The organism is Mycobacterium venezuelense (assembly GCF_054919535.1).
The window spans coordinates 119,850-143,874 of the sequence record NZ_JBONDW010000001.1; the positions used below are offsets into that span (position 1 = coordinate 119,850).

A 24,025-nucleotide genomic window follows, 5' to 3' on the forward strand; every position below is an offset into this window, starting at 1 on the left:
CCACCTTATTCGCCGGCCCGATGGGCCCTACTGGGCACTGAAGAACTTGAGGATCGCGGCGTTGACTTCCTGCGGTTTTTCGATGAAGCCCAGGTGCCCGGTGTCGGGGATCTCCAGGTACTGACCGTTCGGGATGGCGTCGGCGACCTCACGACCCAGGTGCGGAGCTATCACGAGATCGTCGGCGAAGCCGATGACGAGCACCGGAACCTTGATGTGCTGATAGGCCGGCAGCCGGTTGTCTTCTGGCGCCACCGCAAGCTGGCTGCGCAGGCCCGGTGTGTATTTGGTGGGCCACATCGTGAACATCTCCGCCCAGTCGGTGACCGCGCGGTCGTCGTTCAAGGTTTTCGGCGAAAAGCTTTCCAGCAGGCGGATTTTCGCGTCGTAGGCGGGTGGCAATGTGATGTTTGCGTCGATGATCGCCCGCTCGGCGTTGTTGAAGAACTCCCGGGCCTTGTCATGGCGACCACGAGTGGCCATCAACACGGCTTGGCTGACCAGGTCTGGCCGTGTGACCATCAATTCCTGGGCGATGTACGAGCCCATCGAAACCCCGACGACACGGACCGGCCCGCCGACCACCTTGTCGATGAGCGATGCGGTGTCACCGACCACCTGCTCGGTGGTGAAACCGTTGGCGTTCTCGGTGGCGCCGACCCCCCGGTTGTCGAACGTGATGACGCGGTACCCGGCCCGCTGGAACTCAGGCACCTGATGCAGGTGCCAGGTACGGCCCGCACCGCCACGACCGGCGATGAACAGCACCGGGTCGCCCTTGCCTCGGTCGTCATATGCCAGATTCACCTGGCCGACGCTACTTGATGGCGGTCAGTGCAGCAGTCACGCGGTACGGCGGCCACGCACCTTTGCGATTGCGCGGTCCCACGCCAGCAGGACACTGTCCTTGAGCAACTCGGGCTTGATCATGTCTTTACCCAGCAGGGCGGTTGCTCCGGCCTTCGTGGTCGCCGACGCCTTCGACATGTGTCCGGAGTCGAACGGCGGCTGCGGGTCGTACTCGATCATCAACTGGATGGCCTTAGCCTTGGCTTCACCGCCGATCTGGCCGGCCAGCCACATGCCGAGGTCGATGCCGGCGGAGACTCCGGCAGCGGTGATGACGTCTCCTTCGTGCACGATCCGCTGGTCACCGACCGGCGTGACACCAAATGCCTTGAGCGCGCTGAGCGTCGACCAGTGTGAGGTCGCCCGCTTGCCGTCCAACAGACCTGCGGCGGCCAGCACCACCGATCCCGAACACACCGACGCGGTCCAGGTGGCGCGGGGATGGACTCGCCGCAGCCAGCCGAGCACCTTCTCATCGCGAGCCGTGGTTACAGTGCCGGGCCCGCCGGGGACCAAAACGACGTCGGGTGCCGGGGTTTCGTCGAAACTGTGCGTGGCACCGACGAGCAGTACGCCGGAGTCGGCCGTGATCGGTCCTGGCTCGTGCCAAACGAACCGCACCTCGGCGTCGGGCAGAGCGCGCAATACTTCATAGGGTCCGATGAAGTCCAGTGCGGTAAAGCTGGGGTACAGCACGATGGCGATCTGCATGGTGTCTCCTCACGCGAAGGTTTTCCGGTATTGATCAGGTGAAATGCCTAGTCGCCGAACGAAGTTGCGACGCATGGTCTCTGCGGTGCCGAACCCGCACCGGGCGGCGATGACGGTGACGGTGTCGTCGGATTCCTCGAGCTGACGACGGGCGGCATCGGTGCGTATCCGCTCGACGTACGCACCGGGCGCCTCCCCGACCTCATCGGTGAAAACGCGAGTGAAATGCCGTGGGCTCATGGCGGCCCGCTCGGCGAGCGCGGAAATACTGTGAGTGCCGCCGGGTTCGGCTTCGATGGCCTCCTGCACTTCGCGGATCGGCGCGCGTTTCGCCCGGGGCATCCACACGGGCGCGGCGAACTGGGTTTGTCCGCCCGGCCTACGCAGATAAAGCACCAGATAGCGGGCAACAGTCTGGGCCACATCGGTGCCGTAGTCGTCCTCGACCAGCGACAACGCGAGATCGATTCCGGCGGTGACCCCGGCGGCCGTCCACACCCGCTCCGAACTGCGCACGAAAATCGGTTCGGGATCGACTGACACCGTGGGAAATTCGTCCGCCAGCCGAGCGGCCCACGCCCAGTGCGTGGTGGCCGGGCAACCGTCGAGCAGACCAGCCTGCGCGGCCAGGAACGCGCCGGTACACACGCTGACGACCCGCCGCGCGTGGCCGGCCGCGGTGGTGATCCATTCGATGACGTCGGGATTCTGCCGCGCAGCCTCCGCACCCATTCCGCCAGGTATCACGATCGTGTCGATCGGGCCGTGGGGATCAGGCGGCGGCGCGGCGACGAACTCCAGACCCGTGAAAGTCGTGACGGGCTGGCCGTCGACGGAGGCGAGAGTGACGGCGTAGCCGCCGTCGGAGTTCTCCTTGCCGGCCAGACACAACGTCGCGCTCGTGAACACATCGAATGGCCCGACCAGATCCAGCGCCTGCACGCCGGAGTAGCCCAGAAGCACCACCGACCGCGTCACATCTTCAGTGTTGAGGATGTCGGCGATGGCGTCTACGCCATGCACCCCACAAATTAGGACACGGGCCGCATTGGAACGCGTAGTCCACTCTGAAGTGCGATATCGCGGGTGATATCAGTGCGCGAATTGTCAGCCCCCTCCGCGATGATCTCGCCATGACTCAGTACACCTACCGTGCCGAGTGGCTGCTGGACGAGAAGGAGTACATCGGGCGGTGCCTCGAATTTCCCCTGCTGTGGTCGCGCGGTATGACTGCCGGGGCGGCGATCGCCGATATCGAGAAGCAAGTCGAGCAGGAAGTGGCCGACCGACTGGCCAGCGATATGGACACACCCGCGTCGCTGACCGACCGCCGCTACACCGGCAAGTTCATGGTCCGCGCCTCACCGATGCTGCACGCCCGGCTGACCGTCGAAGCCACCGAGGAGGGAGTGTCGTTGAACCAGTGGGTGATCCAGAAGTTGGCCGGCCGTCCACCGGTGTCACTGAGCGACCTGTACTAGATATCACCGGTGATATCGCACTTCTGACCCATACCTGCCGGACCTCCCAGGTGCTGGAGAGACGCGTGTGACTCACATTTGCGGGGACCGCGCGAAAATCAACGGGTAACAAGCCCGCACACGCTCGATCCACCACTGCCGCCGCGACGCCGGCGCCGCGAGCGTCGACAACCGCGCCGGATCCGGCACCACGGCGGAAACGGACAAGCACCCGTCGACCGGAACCCGGGGCTCGGCAACGTCTTCGACGAACAGTCCACCGGTTCCCAATCCGCACGCATGCCGTAACTCCGGCAGTGCCGCGGCGGCCAACAGCCCCCGGCCGATACCGACAGCCGAATCGAGTGCACTGGACACCACGACCGGCATATCGATCTGGGCTGCGATGTCGAGCAGGCGCGCCACGCCGCCCAACGGCGCAACCTTGAGCACGGCGACATCGGCGGCCCCGAATGCGGCAACGCGCAGTGGATCGTCGGCCTTGCGGATCGACTCGTCGGCGGCGATCGGAACCTTCACCTGGGCCCGCAACTCCGCCAATTCTTCGACAGTGGCGCACGGCTGCTCGAGGTATTCCAGCGCACCGTCCGCGGTGAGAGCCTCGGCTGCCGAGATGGCCTCACGAACGCTCCACCCACCGTTCGCGTCGACCCGGACCACCGGAACGTGGTCGCGCACGGCGTTGACGCGCGCGACGTCATCGGCCAGCGTCTGCCCCGCTTCGGCCACCTTCACTTTGGCCGTCCCGGCCCCGGGAAACCGGGCCAGCACCGCAGGCACCTGTTCGGGCTCGACCGCGGGCACGGTGGCGTTGATCGGAATGCGGTCGCGACGAGCTTCGGGCGCGGGCCGATAGGCGGCTTCGATGGCCGCGGCCAGCCAGGCCGACGCCTCGGGCGCCTCATATTCGGGGAAGGCCCCGAATTCTCCCCACCCTGCCGGCCCGTCGATCAGCGCCACCTCACGCACGGTGATGCCACGGAAACGCACACGCATCGGCAGCGCGACGACGTGCAGGCGGTCCAGGACATCGTCGATCGCGGGCACAGAGTCAATGATGCCTAACCGGCGCCCAGCACCCGCTGAATGTCGGGCTTCATCGCCTGCAGTTGCGCACCCCAGTAACTCCACGTGTGGGTTCCGGTCGGCGGGAAATTGAACACCGCATTGTTGCCGCCCGCCGCGATGTACTGGTCGCGGAAGTTCAGGTTGCTCTGCAACGCGGTGCCTTCGAGGAAGGTCGCCGGGAGGTCGCCGCCGCCCAGTTCACCCGGCGTCCCCGACCCGCAGTAGACCCAGATACGCGTGTTGTTCGCGACGAGCCTTCCCACCTGCACTGTCGGATCGTTGCGCGCCCAGGCCGGATCACCCGGCGGACCCCACATGGCGTTGGGGCTGAAGCCCCCGGAGTCGCCCATCGCAAGGCCGATCAGCCCGGGCCACGGTCCGGCGGACGGATTGAGGAACGCCGAAAGCGACCCCGCGTAGATGAACTGCCCTGGGTAGAAGGCGGCAAGGATCATCGCCGAGTTGCCCGACATGGACAGGCCGACCACGGCGTTGCCGGACGTGGACACGTCCTTGTTGGCGGCAAGCCATTGCGGAAGCTCGCTAGTCAGGAACGTTTCCCACTTATACGTCCACACTCCGCCGTTGCCCGCGGCGGGCTGATACCAGTCGGTGTAGAAGCTCGACATGCCACCGACGGGCATGACCACTGACAGGCCCGATTGGTAGAACCACTCGAACGCGGGGGTCTCGATGTCCCAGCCGTTGAAATCGTCCCGAGCACGCAGACCGTCCAGCAGGTAGACCGCACGAGGCCCGCCGCCCTGGAACTGCACCTTGATGTCGCGGCCCATCGATCCCGATGGAACGGACAGCATCTCGACCGGCAGACCGGCTCGCGACCAGGCCTCGGCTTTCTGCGGCGGGCCGAGTAGTCCGACGGTTACCGCGACCATCAGGGCAGTCAGAATCACTGTCCCGCGGGAAAACCTATGCACTCCATGCGCATCCGCCATGTCCGCACCCCACCTCTTCGCGCACACGTATGGGGGCGAACCTACTCCGCTCGGAACGGAAAATGTAGAAAACCGCGCAGTCAGTTCCTACACGGTGGCGCGGTCGCGGCCGTCCCAGTACGGCTTGCGGAGATCCTTCTTCATGATCTTGCCGGTGGGATTGCGTGGCAACGCATCGACGATGTCCACCGATTTGGGGCACTTGTAGCCGGCCAGCCGCTCCCGGGCGAACGCGATCAATTCCTTTTCCGGCACGTCATGGTCAAGAGCCACAACGGCTTTCACCGACTCGCCCCATCTCTCGTCGGGCACGCCGATGACGGCGACCTCGGTGACCGCGGGATGCTCGGCCAACACCCGTTCGACCTCGATGGAGTAGATGTTCTCGCCGCCGGAGATGATCATGTCCTTGAGCCGGTCCTCGACGAATATGTAACCGTCCTCATCGAGCCGGCCGATGTCACCCGTGCGGAACCATCCGTCGGGCGTGACGGACTCGGCGGTCGCTTCCGGACGGTTGAGATAGCCTTTCATCAATTGCGGTGTGCAGAACCACAATTCGCCTTGTTTCCCGACGGGGACATCCTCGCAGGTGTCCGGATCGACGGCGCGCACGCGCGCTTCGGAGATCACCGTGCCCGCGCTCATCAACCGCTCCTCGTCGGCGCCGCGGTGGTCTTCTGGCCCGAGGAGGCTGATCACGCCGCACACCTCGGTGAGCCCGTACACCTGAATGAAGTCGGTGTTCGGCCAGGCTTGCAGGGCGGCCCGCAGCAGCGGCAAGGGCATGGGTGATGCGCCGTAACAGAACGTCTTCAACGCACCGAACAGTTTCACCGCGTCCGCACCGGACTCGAGCACCGTCGCGAGAACCGCGGGAACGAGGAATGTCCGGTTGGCCCCGGCCAGAATCCCCTTGGCGAGCGCGGCACCGTCGACCTCGCGCACCAGATACGTCGGAAGACCGTTCTGGATGCCGAACTGCACGTACGACGAACCACCAACATGGAACAGCGGCATGGCCACGAGGCTCTTGTCGTCGTCTTCGAGCACCCAGCTCCGAAATGCGTTGCGAGTGTGGGCGAGGATGTTGGCCTGTGTGAGGGCGACCCCCTTGGGGCGACCGGTCGTCCCCGACGAGTACATGACCATGCACACGTCATCCGGCTGCACATCCGGTGAACGGTCGACCGGCGCCGCACCGGCAAGCAGCGCCTCGTACTCGTCGCCATCCGCTCCGTCAGGGGTGACGGTCACGACGTGCTCGATGGTTGTCAGCCGCTCGGCGATCTTGTCGATGGCCGGCTTCAGGTCGGTGCCGACGATCAACGCCTTGGCACCGCAGTCGTTGAGCACATAGTCGAGCTCATCGGCCGCCAGCCGGAAGTTGACGATCGCGTTGGCGGCACCCAGCGACGCCGCCGCGAGCGTCAACTCGACGCAAGCCGCATGGTTCTTGTCCAGGAACGCGACCACGTCACCACGGCTTATCCCCCACGCGCTCAACGCACCGGCCAGTCGGCGGATCCGGTCGTTCCACTGGGCCCACGTCCATGTGCGGTCCAGATAAGTGACGGCTTCCTCGTCCGGCTTGGTCGCCGCCCAGTGGGCCACGCGTTCGTCGAGAAACTTCGGTGCCGCCAGCTCTGACATGCCCAGAGCGTGCCACGGCGCCCCGGCCGTCAACCGGCTTTCGGATAAACCTGTCGGCCCGCCAGGAAAGTGGCCTGTACTTCGAGGTCGGCGATGGTCTCGGGGGCCACGGTGCGTGGGTCGTCGGACAGCAGCACAAGGTCGGCGTACTTGCCGACCTCGATCGACCCGATCACGTTGTCGGCGAACAACTGCCATGCCGCGTCGATGGTCTGCGCCCGGATCGCCTGCTCGACAGTCAGCCGCTGCTCGGGAGCCAGCACGCGCCCGCTCGGGGCGGTCCGCGTGACGGCGACACTCATGTTGCGCAGCGGTTCCTCTGGGGTGACGGGTGGATCGTTGTGCAGTGAGATCCGCATGCCGGTCGCGACGGCCGACCCGGCGGGCATCCACTGTTCGCCGCGCTCGGGGCCGAACAACCCGTCGACGATGATGTCGCCCCAGTAGTGGATCTGGTCGACGAACAGACTGCACGTGACGCCGAGGGCGTGGGCACGCTGCAGCTGCTCGGGCGTGATGGCGCCGACGTGTTCGAGCCGCAACCGGTGATCGTCGCGCGGGTGTGCGCGAAGCGCCTCCTCGTAGACGTCGAGGATGGTGTCGACGCCGGCGTCGCCCTGCACATGGCAGGCCATCTGCCAGCCCTGCGGATAGAACGTGCTGACTATCTCGGTGAGCTGCTCACGTGTGTAGTTGGCGTGTCCGCACGATCCGGGCAGCACGCCGATGGTCCGCGTGGCCTCGGTGTCGAGGTAGGGGAACGTCAGGTCGATGTTGCCGATCCAGGGTGAGCCGTCGACCCAGATCTTCATGCCGACCTGACGGACGATGTCGTCGCCGTCGAACGGTTGGGCGTCGGTGTGCAGTGCCGCGGTGGACATCTCGTAGGTCCGCAACCGAACGGTCAAGTGGTCGTGCATCTGGTCGAGCAGTGGCCGGAACATCGGGTCGAACGCCATTTCCGAGCACGTGGTCAGACCGGCTCGGTTGAGCCGTGCGCATTCGGCCTGCAGCATCGCGGGATAGTCGCTGACCGAGATGGCCCCGCCCAGCAGCGGAAACACCGCGGCCGTCTCCTCGGCGGAGCCGTCGAGTTCGCCGTCGGCGTCACGCCCGTACTTCGCGCCCTTCGGGTCCGGGGTGTCGCGGGTGAGCCCGGCGACTTCGGCCGCCGCGGAGTTGAAGTACGCCTTGTGCCCGGAGTTGTGGGTGATCACCAACGGGGTATCGGGTGCGACGCTGTTCAACCAGGCCAGCGTCGGCTCGGGTAACCCCGGCTGCAGCAACGGGTCCCAGCCGTTGAGATAGGCGCCCGACGCGCCCCTGGCCGCGACCTCGGCGTGGATCGCCTCGAGGACGGCATCGGCCGTAGGCAGTGTGACGGGTCGGATGTCGACGATCCGGTCTGATACCGCAACCGCTTCCATCAACGGATGACCATGCGCCTCAATGAAACCCGGCAAGATGCAGCCGTCGACCGAGCGCACTTCGGTGTTGGCCCCGACCCACTCTTCGACGTCCGCGCGGCCGCCGACCGCGACGATCCGGCCGCCGGCCACGGCAAGGGCCTCGGCGGTGGGTTGCGCGGAGTCGACAGTCAGGACGGTTCCGAAGAGAACCAGATCGGCACCGCGCGGGGGCGCGGCGGAATCAGTTGGGGCCATGCCCGGATGCTATGGCGTAGTGGCGTGTGCCTGGGCGTGTCGCCGGAAATCCGTGTCGCCGGTCTGGCACGAAATCGGTCAGAGAAATTTTTGGGAGCCGTGTCGATTTCGCGGGGGTCTCGTTCGACGTACTTGCGAGGGGCAACCTGAACAAGAATGGACGCGCCCCTTCCCGACACCAGAAGGAGACACACAATGTCGCGCTACATGCTGATCATGCGGTCCACCCCGGAGGCCGAGGCCGCGATGGCCGAGCAGGAGATCGACTTCGACCAGATCATCGCCGACATGGGTCGGTTCAACGAGGAGCTCGTCAAAGCGGGAGTGCTGCTGGCCGGAGAGGGTTTGACCGATCCCGAGGAGGGCTTCGTCGTCGACTTCAACTCCGATCCGCCGGTGATCACCGACGGCCCGTACACCGAGGCCAAGGAGTTGTTCAACGGGTTCTGGATGCTCGACGTGTCCTCGAAGGAAGAGGCCAAGCAGTGGGCGCGCAAGTGCCCGCTCGGCACCGGGGTGAAGCTCGAGGTGCGCCGCGTCAGCGAGACCGAAGAGTTTCCTCAGGACAACGAGTGGATTCAGAAGGAGATCCAGTGGCGGGCCGACCTCGCGGAGAAGGTCGCCGCTGAGGCACGCAAGGCCGCAGGCCGCTGACCCTGGCGATATCGGCGCAGTCCCCGGCGGTCCCTAACCCGCCGGGGACTGGCCGCCCCCCGCCCTCTACAAATGGCATCGTCCGCCTAGTTGCGGAATGTCGACCGCCTGCGGGTGCGTCCAGTCATCGGCTGAATCGGCTGGGACCAGGGCACGGCGTTCGTCGAAATCAGAGTGGTAGTGCGCGCACTGCGCGACGGCCAGAGCGGGCATGGAGCCGGGATCGGCGACGACGTATGCGGCGGCCGCGAGAGCACCGAAGGCCACGCACAACAGCGCGTACGACGGAGTGATCGTCGTGTAGGTGCCGGAATGGCGTGCCATGGTATGACTCCTGCGGATGGTCGGTGGACTGGCTACGACGCTAGGCACGCCTGCCTGCCAAAACGCGAGTAGTGCACTACTTGACTTCCGCCGGTCGGTCTACCTGCCCGCGTAGAGATGAGGGGATCCCCTACAGCATTTCTGGAACACGTTCTAATCTGATGGGCATGCGTGATGATCTGCTGCACCATCCGATCCACTCCGGCCACCTCACGGTGGGTGCGCTCAAGCGCAACAAAGACAAGCCCGTGCTGTTCCTCGGCGAGACGACTCTCACCGGCGGGCAGCTCGCCGAGCGCATCAGCCAGTACATCCAGGCGTTCGAGGCGCTGGGCGCAGGCACGGGCGAGGGCGTCGGCCTTCTGTCGCTGAACCGGCCCGAGGTGCTGATGATCATCGGCGCCGGCCAGACGCAGGGATACCGCCGCACCGCGCTACACCCTCTCGGCTCGCTGGATGACCACGCTTACGTGTTGTCCGACGCCGAGGTGACGACGTTGATCATCGATCCGACGCCTGCCTTCGTCGAACGGGCGCTGGGCCTGTTGGAGAAGGTGCCGTCGCTGCGGCAGGTCCTGACCATCGGCCCGGTGCCTGCAGCGCTCGAGGGCGTGGGGGTCGATCTGGTTGCCGAGGCAGCGAAGTATTCGCCGCAGCCGTTGCAGGCCGCCGAGCTGCCCCCCGACCACATCGGCGGGCTCACCTACACCGGCGGTACGACCGGCAAACCCAAGGGTGTGATGGGCACTGTCCGGTCGATCACCACGATGACCACGATCCAGCTCGCGGAGTGGGAGTGGCCGGAGAATCCCCGCTTCTTGATGTGCACACCGCTGTCGCATGCCGGCGCGGCGTTCTTCGTGCCGACCATCGTCAAGGGCGGCGAGATGATCGTGTTGCCCAAGTTCGATCCGGCCGAGGTGCTGCGTGTGATCGAGGAACGCCGCATCACCGCGACCATGCTGGTGCCGTCGATGATCTACGCACTCATGGACCACCCCGATTCGCACACGCGCGACCTGTCATCACTGGAGACCGTGTACTACGGCGCCTCGGCGATGAACCCGGTGCGGCTGGCGGAGGCGCTCAAGCGGTTCGGGCCGATCTTCGCGCAGTACTACGGCCAGTCCGAGGCGCCCATGGTGATCTCGTATCTCGGCAAGAAGGATCACGACGAGAAACGGCTGACCTCATGCGGGCGGCCGACGTTGTTCGCACGCACCGCGCTGCTCGATCCCGAGGGAAATCCGGTGCCTCGCGGCGAGGTCGGCGAGATCTGCGTGTCCGGGCCGCTGTTGGCGGGTGGCTACTGGAAGCTGCCCGAGGCCACCGCCGACACCTTCAAGGACGGCTGGCTGCGCACCGGCGACATGGCCCGCGAGGACGAGGACGGCTACTGGTTCATCGTCGACCGCGTCAAGGACATGATCGTCACCGGCGGCTTCAACGTGTTCCCGCGTGAGGTGGAAGACGTTGTCGCCGAGCATCCTTCCGTCGCGCAGGTGTGCGTCATCGGGACCCCTGACGAAAAGTGGGGCGAGGCCGTGACGGCCGTGATCGTGCTGCGGCCCGACGCCGATGCCGGCGAAGAAGCGGTTGCCCGCGTGACCGCCGAGATCCAGGCCGCGGTCAAGGAGCGCAAGGGCTCCGTGCAATCGCCCAAGCAGGTGATCGTCGTCGACTCCGTTCCGGTGACCGCACTCGGCAAGCCCGACAAGAAGGCCGTGCGCGCACAGTTCTGGGAGGGTGCGGCCCGCGCGATCGGTTGACCCTCACGTCACATCGGCCACACCGGCACCCGAGAGTGTTGGCACATATGGGTCCGGAATGCGATATCGCGGGTGATATCACGGCGCCAGCCTGAGCGCCGTTGTCACGCCAGAGTGGCTCGCGAACTCGGGTGCCACTCTAGCGTGACACTCGGCACAATGGCGGCGTGGTCGAAACGGTGACGGACATGCGGGAAACGCTAGACGCGATCTGGCGCATGGAAGCCGCGAAGATCGTCGCGACGATGACCCGCGTGGTCGGCGACATCGGGTTCGCCGAGGATCTGGCACAGGAAGCGCTCGTCGACGCGTTGACGCAATGGCCGCAGACCGGCGTGCCGCGTAACGCCGGGGCCTGGCTCACGACGGTCGCCAAGCGCAAGGCCATCGACCACTGGCGCCGCCAGGAAAACCTCGATGCCAAGTACGGCGAGCTTGCCCGCGAACTCGCCGATCATGTCGACGAGGCGTGGGATCCGGACCGCATCGATGACGACGTGCTGCGGCTGATCTTCATCGCGGCCCACCCGGTGCTGTCGCGTGAGGCCCAGATCGCGTTGACACTGCGGATGGTCGGCGGTCTGAGTACCGAGGAGATCGCCCGGGCGTTTCTCACCTCGAAGGCCACGATGGCCGCGCGTATCACTCGGGCGAAGAAGGCGCTGTCGGCTGCCAACGCGCCGTTCGAGGTTCCGCCGCGCGAAGAGTATCCACAGCGGCTCACGGCGGTGCTCGCAGTCATCTATCTGATCTTCAACGAAGGCTATTCGGCGTCGTTCGGGCAACGCTGGATTCGAGATGAGCTGTGTACCGAGGCATTGCGGTTGGGCCGCGTGCTGGCCGCGCTCGTCCCCGACGAGCCCGAAGTCCACGGGTTGTTGGCGCTCATGGAGTTTCAGTCGTCGCGGTTCGGTGCGCGCACCGACGCCGACGGCAGGCCGATTCTGCTGGAGGACCAGAACCGGGCCCGCTGGGACCGCGCCCAGATACAGCGCGGTGTCGCGGCCATTGAGCGATCGAATGCGGCGCGGCAGCAACGAGGTTCGGGATGGGGACCATACGCGCTGCAGGCCGCACTCGCCGAATGCCATGCCATCGCCCCTATTGCCGCCGACACGGATTGGAACCGCATCGTAGAGATCTATGACGCGCTGCTGCAGATCGCGCCGTCGCCGGTCGTGCAGCTGAACCGGGCGGTCGCGGTGGCGATGAGTTCAGGACCCGCGGATGCACTGGCGATCGTCGACGGTCTGGACGGCCTCGACGACTCCTACTTACTGCCCAGCGTGCGCGGTGAACTCCTGGCGCGGCTGGGCCGGCACGACGAGGCGGCCGCCGAGTTCAGCCGTGCAGCGTCGATGACCGAGAACGATCGCGAACGAGACGTTCTGCTGGACAAGGCGTCACGAGCGCGATGACCGCGCCGACGGCCGTACGCAGCGCACCGCCGTCCGCCGCGGCGATCCGCACGGCCCACCCGGCCGCGTTGGGCAAATCAGTGACGCCCACATACACACGGCCGAGGTCGGCGATCGATTCGAGAGCCGGTGTCCGGGCCGTCATCGCGGTGTCGAGGCCGGCGCCGACGATGTAGACCGTGCCGAACGCGGTGGGGGCTCGCCGTACCAGGGGCATGGCGTCGAGTATCTGCGCGTCGAGGGCCAGCAGCGTGCCGTCCGCCGACATGATCGCAACCCGCGACGCGTAACTGCTGAACACGTCGTCGGCCAGATCAGGGTGCAGCACAACGGCATCGGTCAGCACCGCCAGTCCGCCCGGCTCGACACAGACCTGCGTGTGCTGACGGTAGCGGGCATGCGCGGTGAGGATGCGCGGTGCCGGGTCGAACACAAGCGTGCTGCTTGCACTCACCCGCACGCCGACATCCTCGACTGCCTCGCCACCTCCGGGCACCCCACTGACCACTGTGGCACCTTGCCCCCGAACCACCGCACACGCGGCGTCGACCACGCCGATGCATTGGCGGACCACGTCACCGGGTATGACTGTGCCCGCGGCGTTCTGGATGGTCACCGACCCCATGCCGGGTTGCGCGGGCTCGTCGAAAACCCGCCCGATCAGCAGCGGCCAGCGGTAGCGCCGCCTGGTCAACACGGTCCGGCCACCGACGCGGGCGAAGACCAGATCAAGCGCCGCGGTCACACGAACAACACATCCCGCTCAAGCACATCCATCACCACATCGACGCCTTGCCCACCGCGCGCGCTGATTGCGACAACCGGTCTGCCGCTGCGGACTTCGTCGGCTTCCTTGCACATCAGCGCCAGGTCGACGCCGACGTGCGGGGCCAGATCGACCTTGTTGATGACGAGAAGATCGCACCGCAGTACGCCGGGGCCGCGCTTGCGCGGGATGTCGTCGCCACCGGCGACGTCGATCACGAACAGCCAGTAGTCGACGAGGTCACGCGAGAAGGTGGAGGCCAGATTGTCACCGCCCGACTCGAGCAGGATCATCTCGGTGTCGGGGAATTCGGCCTCCAGCGCGTCGGCGGCCGCCATGTTCAGCGACGGATCCTCCCGGATCACGGTGTGCGGGCAGCCACCGGCCTCTACGGCCCGCACGCGTCTCGGGTCGATCAGTCCCGAGCGCCGGATGCGTTCGGCGTCCTCCACGGTCACCAGATCGTTGGTGATGACCGAAACCGACCGACCCCGCTCGGCGAAGCCGGCAAGCAGTGCCTCGACGAGCGCGGTCTTGCCGGAACCGACGGGTCCGCCGATACCGATCCGGGCGGCTTTGAGCGAAGTCGTCATCGCAGCATGTACTTTCTCGAAAATGGGACGGTGGCAGCGGGTTCGGTGATGAGCAGCTGCCCGTCGGCGCGTACCTCGAACGTGCGGGGGTCGACTTCCACATGCGGCAGGGCGTCGTTGCGCACCATGTCCTTCTTCCGCAGGCGGCGAACCGACTTGATCGGCAACACGTTCTTGCGCAGCCCCAACCGTTCCGGCACACCGGCGTCGACCGCGAGCGACGACATGAACACGAATCCCAACTCGGCGGCCGCGTCGCCGAGCGCACCCCAGTTGGGACGCTGGATGATCGGTTCCGATGAGGATATGGATCCCGCCGCGTCGCCGAGCGCCGCCCATGTGATGAAACCGTTCTTGAGCACCACCCGCGGTTTGACACCGAAGAAGGCGGGGTCCCAGATCGCCAGATCGGCGACCTTTCCCGCCTCGATAGAGCCGATGTGGGCGTCGGCACCGACCGAGATGGCCGGATTGATGGTGAGTTTGGCGATGTAGCGCTTGACGCGTTCGTTGTCGGCGGCCACAGTCGTCTCCTCGGGCAGGCGCCCGACGCGCTGCTTCATCACCGCGGCGAGTTGCCAGCAGTTCGCGATGTTCTCGGCGACCCGGCCCATCCCCTGCGTGTCGCTGCCGAATATCGAGATCGCGCCCATGTCGTGCAGGAAGTCCTCGGCCATCATGGTCTGCGGCCGGATCCTGGCTTCGGCGAACGCGATGTCCTCGGGCGCTTCCCAATTCATCAGATGCGCGACCATGGTCATGGGCACGCCTTCATCCAGACCGCCCAGCGTGTACGGATTGGTCGGATTGGTGGTGCCGGGGATGACGTTGTCGTAGCTCACGCAGCGGATCAGGTCGGGCGCATGCCCACCGCCCGCGCCCTCGACGTGGTAGAGGTGAATCGTCCGATCGCCGATCGTCGACATCGTCGTCTCGGAGAAGCCGAACTCGTTGATCGAGTCGGTGTGCAGGTGCACCGCGAAATCGGCGGAATCGGCTGCCTGCAAGGTCTTGTCGATGATGGCAGGCGACGCCCCGAAGTCCTCGTGGATCTTGACCGCCCCGGCGCCCGCCGCCACCATCTCGAGCACTGCCGCCGGATCCGACGAGCCGCGCCCGAACGGCACGTAGTTCATCGGTGTGTAGTCACCGGCCTTGAGGAACAGCCCGAGGTTGCGCGGGCCGCCGGTCGCCACCTCGAACGAAGGGCCCAACGATCCGCCGATGAGCGTGGTGGTCCCCGTGGACAAGGCGTGCTCGGTCTGTTGCGGCGAGATCAGGTGGGCGTGGGTCTCGATCGCGCCCGCGGTGACGATCATCCCCTCCGCGGGGATCGGTGTCGTGCTGGTTCCCACGATAAGACCCGGGGTGATGCCCGGCATGGTGTCGGGATTGCCCGCCTTGCCGAGCCCGACGATCCGGCCGTCCCGGATGCCGATGTCACACTTGATGATTCCACTGACCGCATCGATCACGACCGCGTTCATGATGACGTAGTCGAGGGCTCCGTCCGAGTGCTTCGCCGACGGTCGATAGCCCTCGCCGTCGCGTACCGACTTACCCGCCCCGCTGAGCAACTCGAACCCGGGAACCGTGTGGTCGTGTTCGACTTCGACGAGCAACTCGGAATCCGCCAGCCGGATGCGGTCGCCCTTGGTCGGGCCGAACATGCGCGCGTAGGAACGTCGATCGATGCTCGTCACAGCGCGGCCTCCAACGCACCGTCGGCGTCCAGGGGCCCGTTGGCCGAACCGGAGAACCCATGGATGATCCGGTCGCCCGCCATCGGCACCAATGTCACCTCGACCGGAATGCCCGGCTCGAACCGCACCCCGGCCCCGGAGGCCACATCCAGCTTGTGGCCCCACGCGGCCCTGCGGTCGAATTCCAGAGCGGCATTGGCCTCGCAGAAGTGCGATTGGCTGCGGACCTGGATATCGCGGTCGCCGCGATTGACGACGGTCACCGTGACCCGCTGTGCGCCGGGGAACAGCTCGATCGGCTCGTCGCCCACGATGATCTCGCCTGGCCGGGTGTCGTTCTCGCGGGCCGCGATCGGATCGATCAGCGTGACGAGCTTGGTGCCGTCGGGAAACGGTGCGTCCAGCATCACGATGCGCACCATGTCCGGTACACCCGGCTCACACTGGTCGGCCCCCAGCAGACCCGTGACATGATCGATCACCTCGTCGTAGGCCATGTTCTTGCGCGCGACGAGCATCGCCTCGTCGGTCAGGAGCGCCACCGCTTCCGGATGGCTCAGCGGAATCCCCTCGCGCAGATTACGTCTGGCGAGTTCGGCCGCGGCGAAGATCGTCAGGCGCTCGAGCTCGGTTGGCGTCAGGTTCACATGCTCTCCTTCGGTTCGAGGTCAACTGGCGAACAGCCGCACACCGTCTCCGCGGCGCTGGGCCGCGATGTCGGCATAGGCGGTGAACGCGGCGGGCTCATCGGGCGGATCACGGCGCAGTACGTCGAGCAGCGCCGGGCTCAGCGCCGTCAGCACGCGCTGCGCACCGAGGTGCCCGCAGATGCCGAGACGCAAGGAGGCACTGGTGATTCCCGAGACGACCTGCCACGCGGCGACTGCCTCGGCGGTGTCGAGGCTGAGGCCGGCGGCGCGAAAGCACACGGCCTGCGCCACCGGCAGATGGCCGGGCGCGGTCCCGGTGAGCACGCGGTTGCGGTATTCGGCGACACCGTGATCGACCACCGCCTGAAACGTCGCCAGCGTGGCCGCACCGGCCCGGCGGGATGCGTCCCGTAACACCGACATCGACGCGAGCGCCTCGGCGAATTCGTCGGTGGCACGCGGGTCGCGCTCCGACCAGGCTCGCCGCATCAACACCCGGTCGCACCGGTGCCACCTGCCGCCGAGCTGCTCCGCGGCGAACGCCGTCACGTCGTCCTCGTCGCATACCAGCCCGTCACGATGAGAGCCCTCGAGCCCCGACGAGAAGGCGAACCCGCCGGATGGAAAGGCACTGTCGCCGAACCGGATTCCGGCCAGCAATTGCCCGCGATCGGTCATCGCAACTCGACGCGGCCGGTATCCAGCAGTTCGGCGATGCGCGCCGTGTAGTCGGCCTGCGGCCCTTCTGCATGGACCACCAGCGTGTCGTCGTGCTGGTCGACCTTCCAATGCAGATGGCCCGCAAGGAAACCCAGCCGGAGCGCGGCGGCGAGGTCGTTGGCGCGCAGGGTCAAGGTCTGCGGTGCACCCGCCCGCACGACCACTGCCCGATCGGCGTCGAGCAGCAGGACCGCACCGTCGCCGAGGGCGCTGTCACGCGTGAGGATCACGGCGTAGTCGGTGCCGGCGTCCGAGGTCACCCGCAGCCGCCTTCGGTCGAGGTCGTTGGCATCGAGATGCACGTACTCGACCGCGTGGCGATGCCGCAGCTCGTGCAACCGCCCGGCGACGGCATCGTCGGTCGCCCAACCGACGATGCCGTCGAGAATCCGTGGGCCGGTGGTCACCGTCGTCACGCCACCTCGGCCAGTACCGGCGCGATCTTCCCGACGACGTCGGTGCTCTGCTCCAGCGCGTAGCCGAATTGCAGGATCTCGGGCTCGGCGAACGGCTTGCCGAGGATCTGAACGCCCAAAGGCAGCCCGTCGGTATTGAATCCGGCGGGCACCGACAACGACGGCAGGCCGGTCACGTTCGCCGGTGCCGACAGGCGCACGTAGGCAGCGGTGGCCGCCTCGACCGTACCATCGGCCCACCGGACGAACGGGTCTGATCGTAGTGTCGCGGGCGCGACAACGGTGGGCGCCAACAACACGTCGATCGAGGAGAACATGTCCTTCCACGCGGCCTGGATCAGGGTGCGCAGTCGTAGCGCGTTGACGTAGTCGGTGGCGGGCTGGGCCGCGCCCGTCTCCAGCAGAATTCGCACCTCGTCGGTGTACTTGTCGGGTGAATTGCGCAGATAGTCAAGGTGATAAGCAGTCGCTTCCGGCATCATGATGGCCCACTCGGTCGGCACGATGTGCTCGGCCATCGGGATCTCGACCTCGATCAGCTCGGCGCCGAGTCCCTCGAACTTGGCCGCTGCGGTTTGTGCGGCCGCGGCCGCCTCCGGGGCCACCTGATCGGTGTAGTAGTTGACCGGAATGCCGATCTTCTTGCCTGCCACCCCCGCGTCGATCGCGGTCACCATGTCGGGCACCGGCACGTTCGCCGTACCGGGATCGCGACGGTCGAAGCCCGACATCGCGGCCATCACCAGGGCCGAGTCGATCACGTTGCGGCTCAACGGTCCGACGTGGTCGAGAGACCATGACAACGACGCGACGCCGACCCGCGATGCACGGCCGAACGTCGGTTTGAGGCCGACCGTCCCGCATAGTGCCGCGGGGATCCGGATCGAGCCACCGGTGTCACTGCCCAGTGCGACGTGCACGACGCCGGCACCGACGGCCGCCCCGGAACCACCGCTGGATCCACCAGGGGTGCGCTCGGGTGCCCACGGGTTGCCTGTCGTGGGTGTTGTTGCACCATACGCGAATTCATGGGTGTGGGTCTTGCCAATCAAGACCATACCCGCGTCGTACAGCTTGGCGACCGACGCCGAATCGGCGTCCGGTACGTAATCGGCCCGCTGCGCCGAGCTTGAGGTGGTCTTGATGCCTGCGGTGTCGTAAAGATCCTTGACCCCGAGCGGGATACCGTGCAGCGGGCCACGATAGTTGCCATCGCCGATCTCCTTCTCGGCGAGCTTGGCCTGCTCGAGCGCGAGTTCGGGTGTGGTGGTGACGAATGCGGTAAGGGTCGGCTGGACCGCCTCGAGGCGGTCCAGCGCCGACTGGGTAACCTCGACCGGCGAGACGTCCTTGCTGCGGATCTTCGCGGCGACCTCGATCAACGGAAGTTCGTAGAGTTCCATGGTGGTTTGGGTGTCCTTTCTGACCTTGACCGATCAATCCCAGTGCGCCTTGAAGCCGACGGCCGGGACGGTCTCCCCCAGCCCCGGTGCGGAGGCCTTGCGAATCAGCGCCAGTGTCGACGAATAGGTTTCGTAGTTGGCCGCAACCCGGTCGGCGGGCACGGCAACGCCGGCGAATTCGAAGGCCGCTGACACCTGTTCTTGCGATGGACTGAAATCGTTGTCGGGCATGACATCTCCTTGTTTCACAATGCGGGGGTTCTTGCTGCGCAGTCGACGAGCGCCTCGAAGGCCCGTCCGGCACCCAGCACGGTCGCGTCCGCGCCGCGAGGGCCCATGAGCTGAAGCCCGACGGGCAGGCCGTCGGCGCCGAAGCCGGCCGGCACCGTGAGCGCGGGCATGCCCGTCACATTGGCCGGCACGGTCAGCGCGTTGATGCCGGCGAGGACCGATACCGTCCGGCCGCCGAGTTCGACGTGGGTCGACCCGTACGGCGGTGCGGTCATCGCGATCGTCGGCGAGATCAACAGGTCTGCGCCCGACCCGAACAGCGCATCCATGCCCGCGATCACCGCGGCGCGGGCGCGCAGTGCTTCGAGGTACTCCACACCGGTGTATGCCGCACCGATCCGCAGGGCGTCCTGCACGTCCGCGCCGAACTTGTCGGGCTGCATGCCGAGTTGCATCGCGTGCCAGGCCGCAGCCTCGACCCCGCACACCACATCCACCACGCCAGGGCACAATTCGACATCGGTGAACTCGACCGACTTGATGGTTGCGCCGGCACCTTCGAGGGTCCGCACCGCGTCTTCGAACACCTCGGCCACATCGCGGGCGAGCCGATCACAGAAGTACTTCTCCGCCACGCCGACGGTCAGGCCGTCCAGCCCTCGTTCGTACTCGGACCGCAGGTCACCGACGGGCGCGGTCGAGCTGTACGGATCGGCGGGATCATGTCCGGCGATGGCTTCCAGCAGAGCCACAGTGTCGTCGACCGTGCGTCCGAGCGGCCCGGTGTGGTCGAGCGTGGAACTCAACGCGCTGACCCCGCTGCGGCTGACGAGGCCGAACGTCGGTTTGTGTCCGGTGACACCGCACAGTGCCGCAGGAATCCGGATCGAGCCGCCCGTATCGGTGCCAAGCCCGGCGGTGGTGATGCCCGCCGCGATCGCCGCGCCGGTCCCGCCGCTTGACCCGCCGGGTATCCGGTCGAGCGACCACGGGTTGCGGGTCGGCGGCGTGTTGACGCCGTATGCGTATTCATGCGTCGTGCTCTTGCCGAGGATGATGGCGCCCGCGGCGCGCAGGCGCCGGACGGCCTCGGAATCGCGCACCGCCAGATGATCCGGGGCACCGAGCGATCCATTGCCGGTCCGGTAACCCGCCACGTCGTAGATGTCTTTCACGACGACGGGTATGCCCCACAACGGCGCCGGCCCGTGCGGCCGGTCGGGTTGAGGCTGCTGGGCGACCGCGAGCGCCTCATCGGCGAAGATCGCGGCGAACGCCTGGATCTTGTCCTCCACCTGCGAAACTCGCGCCAGTGCACTGCGGACCAGGCCGACGGGTGCGAGATCGCCGCTGTCGATGAGACCCCGCAGCTGCGGGATGGTCGGGCTCACAAGCGATTCGGTCATCGGGCGGCTCCTGCGAGTTCGGGCTCGAGCACGGCGTCGACGAGCTTGCGGGTGATGTCGGTGGCCGGTGCGGTGAGCAGTTGATCGACGGGCCCCACTTCGACCAGCTTGCCGTGGTCGAGCACCCCGGCGTGTTCGCACATGTGCTCGACGAGTGCGAGATTGTGGGTGATCAACAGCATGGTGAGTTTGCGTTCCCGTTGCAGGTCTTTGAGCAGGTTGAGTATCTGCGCCTGAACGGACACATCGAGCGCGGCCGTCGGCTCGTCGAGGACGACGAAATCCGGGTCGGTGATCAGCGCCCTCGCGATACCGAGGCGTTGGCGCTGGCCGCCCGAGAATTCATGGATGTAGCGGTCGTAGTGGGACGGCAGCATGCCAACGCGGTCGAGGAGTTCGACCACCTTCGTACGCGCCTCCGCCGGCGAGCACGTGCGAAAGAGCTTGAGCGGATATGCGATCTGGGCACCCACGCTGCGCCTCGGGTTGAAGGCCGAACCGGAATCCTGGAACACGATCTGAATGTGGCGGCGGTAGCGTCGCATATCCAGATCCGACAGTCCCACCAGCTCGTTGCCGTCGAACGTGACCGATCCCGACGTCGGCTTCTCCAGCCCGAGCACCATCCGGCCCGTCGTCGTCTTGCCCGAGCCGGATTCGCCGATCAGGCCGAAGGTCTCGCCGCGCTGGATGTCGAAGGTCACCGAATCGACCGCGACGAACTCGCCGCGTTTGCCGTCCTCGCCGCGGACGGCGAACACTTTCCTCAGGTCGGTGACCGAAACCAGCGCCTCTCTATGCGACATCTGCTGTCTCCTTGGTGGTGTCGCCGTGGAACTCGAACAGGCGGCGGTCAGCGCGGGGTATGGACCGGGTCTGATCGTCGAGGTGCAGCCTCGGCACGGCGCGCATGAGCCCCTGCGTGTAGGGATGCTGAGGGTTGTTGAGCACCTGTTCGGCGGCCCCCGATTCGAGCACGTCGCCGCGGCGCATCACGGTAACGTCGGTGCACACATGGGCCACCACGCCGAAGTCGTGGGTCACCAGCAAGATCGACGTTCCCAGCTCGCGGTTGATCGTGACCAGCAGATCCAAAATCTGCTTCTGAACGGTCGCGTCCAGGGCGGTCGTCGGTTCGTCGGCGAGCAGCAGCTCGGGCCGGCACGCCAGTGCGATTGCGATCACCACGCGCTGACGTTGACCACCCGACAGTTCATGCGGATACGCCTTCATACGGCGTTTCGGGTCGGGTAGTGCCACGAGCTCAAGCGCCTCAAGCGCTTTCGTGCGGGCGGTCGCCTTGTCCACACCTTGGTGCAACCGGATGACCTCGACCAACTGCGACCCGATCGTGAACGACGGGTCGAGCGCCGACAACGCGTTCTGCGACACCATCCCGATGTGTGAACCCCGGATGGCACGCATTTCCTTGTCGGTCTTGTCGAGCAGATTCTCACCACGGAACAGGATCTCGCCACCGGTGATCCGGGCTCGCGTGGTGCCGAGCAGCCGCAGCACGGCCAGCGAGGTGACCGACTTGCCCGAGCCCGATTCGCCAACCAGACCCAGGATTCCGCCTTCCCGAACCCTGATGTCGGCGTTCTTCACCGCATGCACCACACCGTTGTCGGTGTGAAAGTCGACCGACAGCTTCTTGACATCGAGCGAATTGGTCATCAGCTGGTCTGCTTTCGCGGATCGAGTGCGTCACGGATGCCGTCGCCGATGAGGTTGAACGCCAGCGAGACGACGAGGATGACGAGGCCCGGGATCGTTGCGACGTGATAGATGCCCTCGAGCAGCACGTTCTTGCCGTCGGCGGTCATGATGCCCCAGTCGGGAGTCGGCGGGATGACACCGACGCCGAGAAAACTCAGGCCCGATGCGACGACGATCATCAGACCGCACAACGTCGTCGCGTATACGAGCAGTTGCACCACGACGTTGGGCATCAGCTCACGGAACATCAGCAACAGCGGATTCGCGCCGTAGGCACGCGCCGCCTCGATGTAGTCCTTCGACGCCTCCTGCACGGTTGCGGTGTAGGCGACACGGGCCATGTACGGGACGAGCGTGATCCCGATCGCCAGCATCACGTTACCCAGGCCGGCTCCCAGCACCGCCGACAGCGCAATCGCCAGCAGGACAAGGGGAAACGCGAACAGCACGTCGAGCACACGCATCAGAACCTCACCGGCCCTGCTGCGCTTGAAACCGGCGAACAGCCCGATCAGCAGGGCCAGCGGGAACACCACGAGAATCGGCACCACGGCCACCGTCAACGAGTTGCGGCCGCCGTAGAGCAGCCGGGTCCAGATGTCGCGTCCCTGGCCGTCGAGTCCGAGCAGATGCCCCTCCGTACCGATACCGGCGAGCCGGTCGACCGGGTCACCCGCGGTCGGGCTGTACGGCGTGAGCAGCGGCGCGAAGATCGACGCGAGCGCCACAAGCACAAGGACGGCCAGCGACACCACGGCCATCTTGTCGCGGCTGAAGGCGCGGACGGCTAAGCGCCACTGGGGTTTCGGAGCGTCGGATTCGGCGGGAACGTGCCCGCCCGCCGACGATCGGCGGACTCTCGGAAATGCGCGGCGCCCGGCGGCCGCCGCGGCAAGGGCGTTCATGCTCCGACCTTTCTTCTGGTACGCGGATCGAGCAGGCCGACCGCGCCGTCGGCGATGAGGTTGATGATCACGAAGGCCAGCGCGATGAACAGCACACCGGCCTGCACCACCGGGATGTCACGCTGGGTGATCGACGTGTAGAGCTGCTGGCCGAGACCGGGCCAGCCGAACACGACTTCGACGAACACCACGCCGCCGAGCAGATAACCCACCTGAAGGCCGATGATGTTCACGATCGGCGGCAAGGCGTTGCGCAGTGCGTGGCGCCACAGCACCGAGGCGGTCGACAGACCCGAGGCGCGGAGCGTGCGGATGTAGTCCTGCTGCAGGATGTCGATCATCACGCTGCGCGTCATCCTGGCGATCACCGCGAGCGGCACGAGTGCGGCCGCGATCGCGGGAAGGATCAAGTGGGCCAGCAGGTCTCCCGGCCCGCCGGGGAATCGCGGGTTGTACATGCCCGACGTCGGGAGCCAGCCGAGCGTGATGGCGAAGACACCGATCAGCAGCAGGCCGAACCAATACACCGGCACGCTCGCACCCGCCAGTGAGATGACCATCGAGGCGCGGTCGAAGATGCTGTACTGCTTGTGCGCTGCGATGACCCCGAGCGGCACCGCCACCACGATGCACAACACCAGTGCGGCCACCGTGAGGATCATCGTGTTGGCGAAGCGGGGCACCATGATGTCGGTGACGGGCGCGTTGATGGTCAGCGACCGGCCCAGGTCCCCGTGCAGCAACCCGCCCAGGTAGTCGAAGAACTGCACCGGCAACGACCGGTCCAGCCCGAGCTCAGTCCGCAGTGCCGCCACCGCCTCCGCCGTCGCACCCGAACCCAGAATGGTCACAGCCGGATCGCCCGGAACGAGTTGCAGCAGCAGGAATACGATCAAGCTGACGCCGAACAGTACGAGAACTGTTGACAGCAGCCGGCTTCCGATCACTCCGGTCATTGTTCGAGCC

At 66.3% G+C, this 24,025-nt stretch carries 25 protein-coding genes; 4 read left to right on the top strand and 21 right to left on the bottom strand.

The window, feature by feature from the left end:
• Positions 1-27: 27 nt before the first annotated feature.
• The 3 genes from ACRCUN_RS00515 to ACRCUN_RS00525 are packed head-to-tail and all read right to left on the bottom strand — an operon-like array spanning position 28 to position 2,538.
• Entirely contained in the window at positions 28-807 is a 780-nt protein-coding gene (locus ACRCUN_RS00515) for an alpha/beta fold hydrolase (RefSeq protein ID WP_462139708.1), read from the bottom strand.
• Positions 808-843: 36 nt separating this feature from the next.
• Entirely contained in the window at positions 844-1,560 is a 717-nt protein-coding gene (locus tag ACRCUN_RS00520) for a DJ-1/PfpI family protein (RefSeq protein WP_462139709.1), read from the bottom strand.
• 9 nt (positions 1,561-1,569) lie between these two features.
• Positions 1,570-2,538, bottom strand: a complete 969-nt coding sequence (locus ACRCUN_RS00525; RefSeq protein WP_462140097.1) for a GlxA family transcriptional regulator — start codon at positions 2,536-2,538, stop codon at positions 1,570-1,572.
• A 155-nt stretch (positions 2,539-2,693) separates the two neighbouring features.
• Between ACRCUN_RS00525 and ACRCUN_RS00530 the strand changes: the two genes are divergently transcribed.
• Positions 2,694-3,041, top strand: a complete 348-nt coding sequence (locus ACRCUN_RS00530) for a type II toxin-antitoxin system HicB family antitoxin (RefSeq protein ID WP_462139710.1) — start codon at positions 2,694-2,696, stop codon at positions 3,039-3,041.
• Between the two features lie 72 nt (positions 3,042-3,113).
• On the opposite strand, the gene ACRCUN_RS00535 is transcribed toward ACRCUN_RS00530, so the two are convergent.
• The 4 genes from ACRCUN_RS00535 to ACRCUN_RS00550 all read right to left on the bottom strand — a co-directional run bounded on the left by ACRCUN_RS00535 (position 3,114) and on the right by ACRCUN_RS00550 (position 8,382).
• Positions 3,114-4,100: an o-succinylbenzoate synthase gene (locus tag ACRCUN_RS00535; protein ID WP_462140098.1), complete on the bottom strand. Its 987-nt coding sequence runs from the start codon at positions 4,098-4,100 to the stop codon at positions 3,114-3,116.
• A gap of 2 nt (positions 4,101-4,102) precedes the next feature.
• On the bottom strand, positions 4,103-5,005 hold the full coding sequence (locus ACRCUN_RS00540; protein WP_462140099.1) for an esterase family protein: 903 nt from the start codon (positions 5,003-5,005) through the stop codon (positions 4,103-4,105).
• Positions 5,006-5,152: 147 nt separating this feature from the next.
• Complete coding sequence (locus tag ACRCUN_RS00545; RefSeq protein ID WP_462139711.1) at positions 5,153-6,718, bottom strand: long-chain-fatty-acid--CoA ligase; 1,566 nt, start codon at positions 6,716-6,718, stop codon at positions 5,153-5,155.
• A gap of 29 nt (positions 6,719-6,747) precedes the next feature.
• Positions 6,748-8,382 carry an amidohydrolase gene (locus ACRCUN_RS00550; protein ID WP_462139712.1) on the bottom strand — a complete coding sequence of 545 codons (1,635 nt, stop codon included), beginning with the start codon at positions 8,380-8,382 and terminating at the stop codon, positions 6,748-6,750.
• Positions 8,383-8,577: 195 nt separating this feature from the next.
• Here ACRCUN_RS00550 and ACRCUN_RS00555 point away from each other — a divergent pair, with 195 nt between their 5' ends.
• Positions 8,578-9,036 carry a YciI family protein gene (locus tag ACRCUN_RS00555; RefSeq protein WP_085147435.1) on the top strand — a complete coding sequence of 153 codons (459 nt, stop codon included), beginning with the start codon at positions 8,578-8,580 and terminating at the stop codon, positions 9,034-9,036.
• Positions 9,037-9,102: 66 nt separating this feature from the next.
• Here the strand turns inward: ACRCUN_RS00555 and ACRCUN_RS00560 are convergent, their stop codons facing one another.
• Complete coding sequence (locus tag ACRCUN_RS00560) at positions 9,103-9,360, bottom strand: hypothetical protein (RefSeq protein ID WP_462139713.1); 258 nt, start codon at positions 9,358-9,360, stop codon at positions 9,103-9,105.
• Positions 9,361-9,527: 167 nt separating this feature from the next.
• Between ACRCUN_RS00560 and fadD8 the strand changes: the two genes are divergently transcribed.
• Both fadD8 and ACRCUN_RS00570 read left to right on the top strand, forming a co-directional pair.
• Entirely contained in the window at positions 9,528-11,129 is a 1,602-nt protein-coding gene (gene fadD8 / locus ACRCUN_RS00565) for a fatty-acid--CoA ligase FadD8 (protein WP_462139714.1), read from the top strand.
• A gap of 188 nt (positions 11,130-11,317) precedes the next feature.
• Positions 11,318-12,547, top strand: coding sequence for an RNA polymerase sigma factor (locus tag ACRCUN_RS00570; protein ID WP_462139715.1), 1,230 nt, complete (start codon positions 11,318-11,320; stop codon positions 12,545-12,547).
• Here the strand turns inward: ACRCUN_RS00570 and ACRCUN_RS00575 are convergent.
• Genes ACRCUN_RS00575 through ACRCUN_RS00635 form a run of 13 tightly spaced genes read right to left on the bottom strand, consistent with a single transcriptional unit; the run spans position 12,471 to position 24,015 of the window.
• A complete protein-coding gene (locus tag ACRCUN_RS00575) occupies positions 12,471-13,292 on the bottom strand; it encodes an urease accessory protein UreD (protein ID WP_462139716.1) in 822 nt (273 codons plus the stop codon). The two genes, ACRCUN_RS00570 and ACRCUN_RS00575, sit on opposite strands and share 77 nt — an antisense overlap.
• Positions 13,289-13,906 carry an urease accessory protein UreG gene (gene ureG, locus ACRCUN_RS00580; RefSeq protein ID WP_462139717.1) on the bottom strand — a complete coding sequence of 206 codons (618 nt, stop codon included), beginning with the start codon at positions 13,904-13,906 and terminating at the stop codon, positions 13,289-13,291. The genes ACRCUN_RS00575 and ureG overlap by 4 nt, the downstream gene beginning before the upstream one ends.
• Positions 13,903-15,609 carry an urease subunit alpha gene (gene ureC / locus ACRCUN_RS00585; RefSeq protein ID WP_462139718.1) on the bottom strand — a complete coding sequence of 569 codons (1,707 nt, stop codon included), beginning with the start codon at positions 15,607-15,609 and terminating at the stop codon, positions 13,903-13,905. Before ureC ends, ureG begins: the two co-directional genes overlap by 4 nt.
• Positions 15,606-16,256, bottom strand: a complete 651-nt coding sequence (gene ureB, locus ACRCUN_RS00590) for an urease subunit beta (RefSeq protein WP_462139719.1) — start codon at positions 16,254-16,256, stop codon at positions 15,606-15,608. Before ureB ends, ureC begins: the two co-directional genes overlap by 4 nt.
• Before the next feature lie 21 nt (positions 16,257-16,277).
• Positions 16,278-16,937, bottom strand: coding sequence for an urease accessory protein UreF (locus ACRCUN_RS00595; protein WP_462139720.1), 660 nt, complete (start codon positions 16,935-16,937; stop codon positions 16,278-16,280).
• The gene (gene ureE / locus ACRCUN_RS00600) at positions 16,934-17,395 is read right to left on the bottom strand and encodes an urease accessory protein UreE (RefSeq protein ID WP_462139721.1); all 462 of its coding nucleotides are present in this window, start codon (positions 17,393-17,395) and stop codon (positions 16,934-16,936) included. Before ureE ends, ACRCUN_RS00595 begins: the two co-directional genes overlap by 4 nt.
• Positions 17,392-18,798 (bottom strand): amidase, encoded by a 1,407-nt coding sequence (locus ACRCUN_RS00605; RefSeq protein ID WP_462139722.1) that lies wholly within the window; start codon positions 18,796-18,798, stop codon positions 17,392-17,394. The genes ureE and ACRCUN_RS00605 overlap by 4 nt, the downstream gene beginning before the upstream one ends.
• 33 nt (positions 18,799-18,831) lie before the next feature.
• Positions 18,832-19,029: a hypothetical protein gene (locus ACRCUN_RS00610; RefSeq protein WP_462139723.1), complete on the bottom strand. Its 198-nt coding sequence runs from the start codon at positions 19,027-19,029 to the stop codon at positions 18,832-18,834.
• A gap of 14 nt (positions 19,030-19,043) precedes the next feature.
• Positions 19,044-20,435 carry an amidase gene (locus tag ACRCUN_RS00615; protein ID WP_462139724.1) on the bottom strand — a complete coding sequence of 464 codons (1,392 nt, stop codon included), beginning with the start codon at positions 20,433-20,435 and terminating at the stop codon, positions 19,044-19,046.
• Entirely contained in the window at positions 20,432-21,241 is an 810-nt protein-coding gene (locus ACRCUN_RS00620; protein ID WP_462139725.1) for an ATP-binding cassette domain-containing protein, read from the bottom strand. Before ACRCUN_RS00620 ends, ACRCUN_RS00615 begins: the two co-directional genes overlap by 4 nt.
• On the bottom strand, positions 21,231-22,112 hold the full coding sequence (locus tag ACRCUN_RS00625) for an ABC transporter ATP-binding protein (protein WP_462139726.1): 882 nt from the start codon (positions 22,110-22,112) through the stop codon (positions 21,231-21,233). The genes ACRCUN_RS00620 and ACRCUN_RS00625 overlap by 11 nt, the downstream gene beginning before the upstream one ends.
• Entirely contained in the window at positions 22,112-23,059 is a 948-nt protein-coding gene (locus ACRCUN_RS00630; protein WP_462139727.1) for an ABC transporter permease, read from the bottom strand. Before ACRCUN_RS00630 ends, ACRCUN_RS00625 begins: the two co-directional genes overlap by 1 nt.
• The gene (locus ACRCUN_RS00635; RefSeq protein WP_462139728.1) at positions 23,056-24,015 is read right to left on the bottom strand and encodes an ABC transporter permease; all 960 of its coding nucleotides are present in this window, start codon (positions 24,013-24,015) and stop codon (positions 23,056-23,058) included. The genes ACRCUN_RS00630 and ACRCUN_RS00635 overlap by 4 nt, the downstream gene beginning before the upstream one ends.
• Between the last annotated feature and the right edge of the window lie 10 nt (positions 24,016-24,025).

What these genes read in the sequence shown, in the direction of transcription:
- ACRCUN_RS00630 (WP_462139727.1), bottom strand. Translation starts at nt 23,059, where the DNA reads ATGAACGCCCTTGCCGCGGCGGCCGCCGGGCGCCGCGCATTTCCGAGA.
- ureG (WP_462139717.1), bottom strand. Translation starts at nt 13,906, where the DNA reads ATGACGACTTCGCTCAAAGCCGCCCGGATCGGTATCGGCGGACCCGTC.
- fadD8 (WP_462139714.1), top strand. Translation starts at nt 9,528, where the DNA reads ATGCGTGATGATCTGCTGCACCATCCGATCCACTCCGGCCACCTCACG.
- ACRCUN_RS00555 (WP_085147435.1), top strand. Translation starts at nt 8,578, where the DNA reads ATGTCGCGCTACATGCTGATCATGCGGTCCACCCCGGAGGCCGAGGCC.
- ACRCUN_RS00610 (WP_462139723.1), bottom strand. Translation starts at nt 19,029, where the DNA reads ATGCCCGACAACGATTTCAGTCCATCGCAAGAACAGGTGTCAGCGGCC.
- ACRCUN_RS00550 (WP_462139712.1), bottom strand. Translation starts at nt 8,382, where the DNA reads ATGGCCCCAACTGATTCCGCCGCGCCCCCGCGCGGTGCCGATCTGGTT.
- ACRCUN_RS00615 (WP_462139724.1), bottom strand. Translation starts at nt 20,435, where the DNA reads ATGACCGAATCGCTTGTGAGCCCGACCATCCCGCAGCTGCGGGGTCTC.
- ACRCUN_RS00540 (WP_462140099.1), bottom strand. Translation starts at nt 5,005, where the DNA reads ATGGTCGCGGTAACCGTCGGACTACTCGGCCCGCCGCAGAAAGCCGAG.
- ACRCUN_RS00605 (WP_462139722.1), bottom strand. Translation starts at nt 18,798, where the DNA reads ATGGAACTCTACGAACTTCCGTTGATCGAGGTCGCCGCGAAGATCCGC.
- ACRCUN_RS00520 (WP_462139709.1), bottom strand. Translation starts at nt 1,560, where the DNA reads ATGCAGATCGCCATCGTGCTGTACCCCAGCTTTACCGCACTGGACTTC.
- ACRCUN_RS00625 (WP_462139726.1), bottom strand. Translation starts at nt 22,112, where the DNA reads ATGACCAATTCGCTCGATGTCAAGAAGCTGTCGGTCGACTTTCACACC.
- ACRCUN_RS00560 (WP_462139713.1), bottom strand. Translation starts at nt 9,360, where the DNA reads ATGGCACGCCATTCCGGCACCTACACGACGATCACTCCGTCGTACGCG.
- ACRCUN_RS00570 (WP_462139715.1), top strand. Translation starts at nt 11,318, where the DNA reads ATGCGGGAAACGCTAGACGCGATCTGGCGCATGGAAGCCGCGAAGATC.
- ACRCUN_RS00595 (WP_462139720.1), bottom strand. Translation starts at nt 16,937, where the DNA reads ATGACCGATCGCGGGCAATTGCTGGCCGGAATCCGGTTCGGCGACAGT.
- ACRCUN_RS00545 (WP_462139711.1), bottom strand. Translation starts at nt 6,718, where the DNA reads ATGTCAGAGCTGGCGGCACCGAAGTTTCTCGACGAACGCGTGGCCCAC.
- ACRCUN_RS00530 (WP_462139710.1), top strand. Translation starts at nt 2,694, where the DNA reads ATGACTCAGTACACCTACCGTGCCGAGTGGCTGCTGGACGAGAAGGAG.
- ACRCUN_RS00620 (WP_462139725.1), bottom strand. Translation starts at nt 21,241, where the DNA reads ATGTCGCATAGAGAGGCGCTGGTTTCGGTCACCGACCTGAGGAAAGTG.
- ACRCUN_RS00635 (WP_462139728.1), bottom strand. Translation starts at nt 24,015, where the DNA reads ATGACCGGAGTGATCGGAAGCCGGCTGCTGTCAACAGTTCTCGTACTG.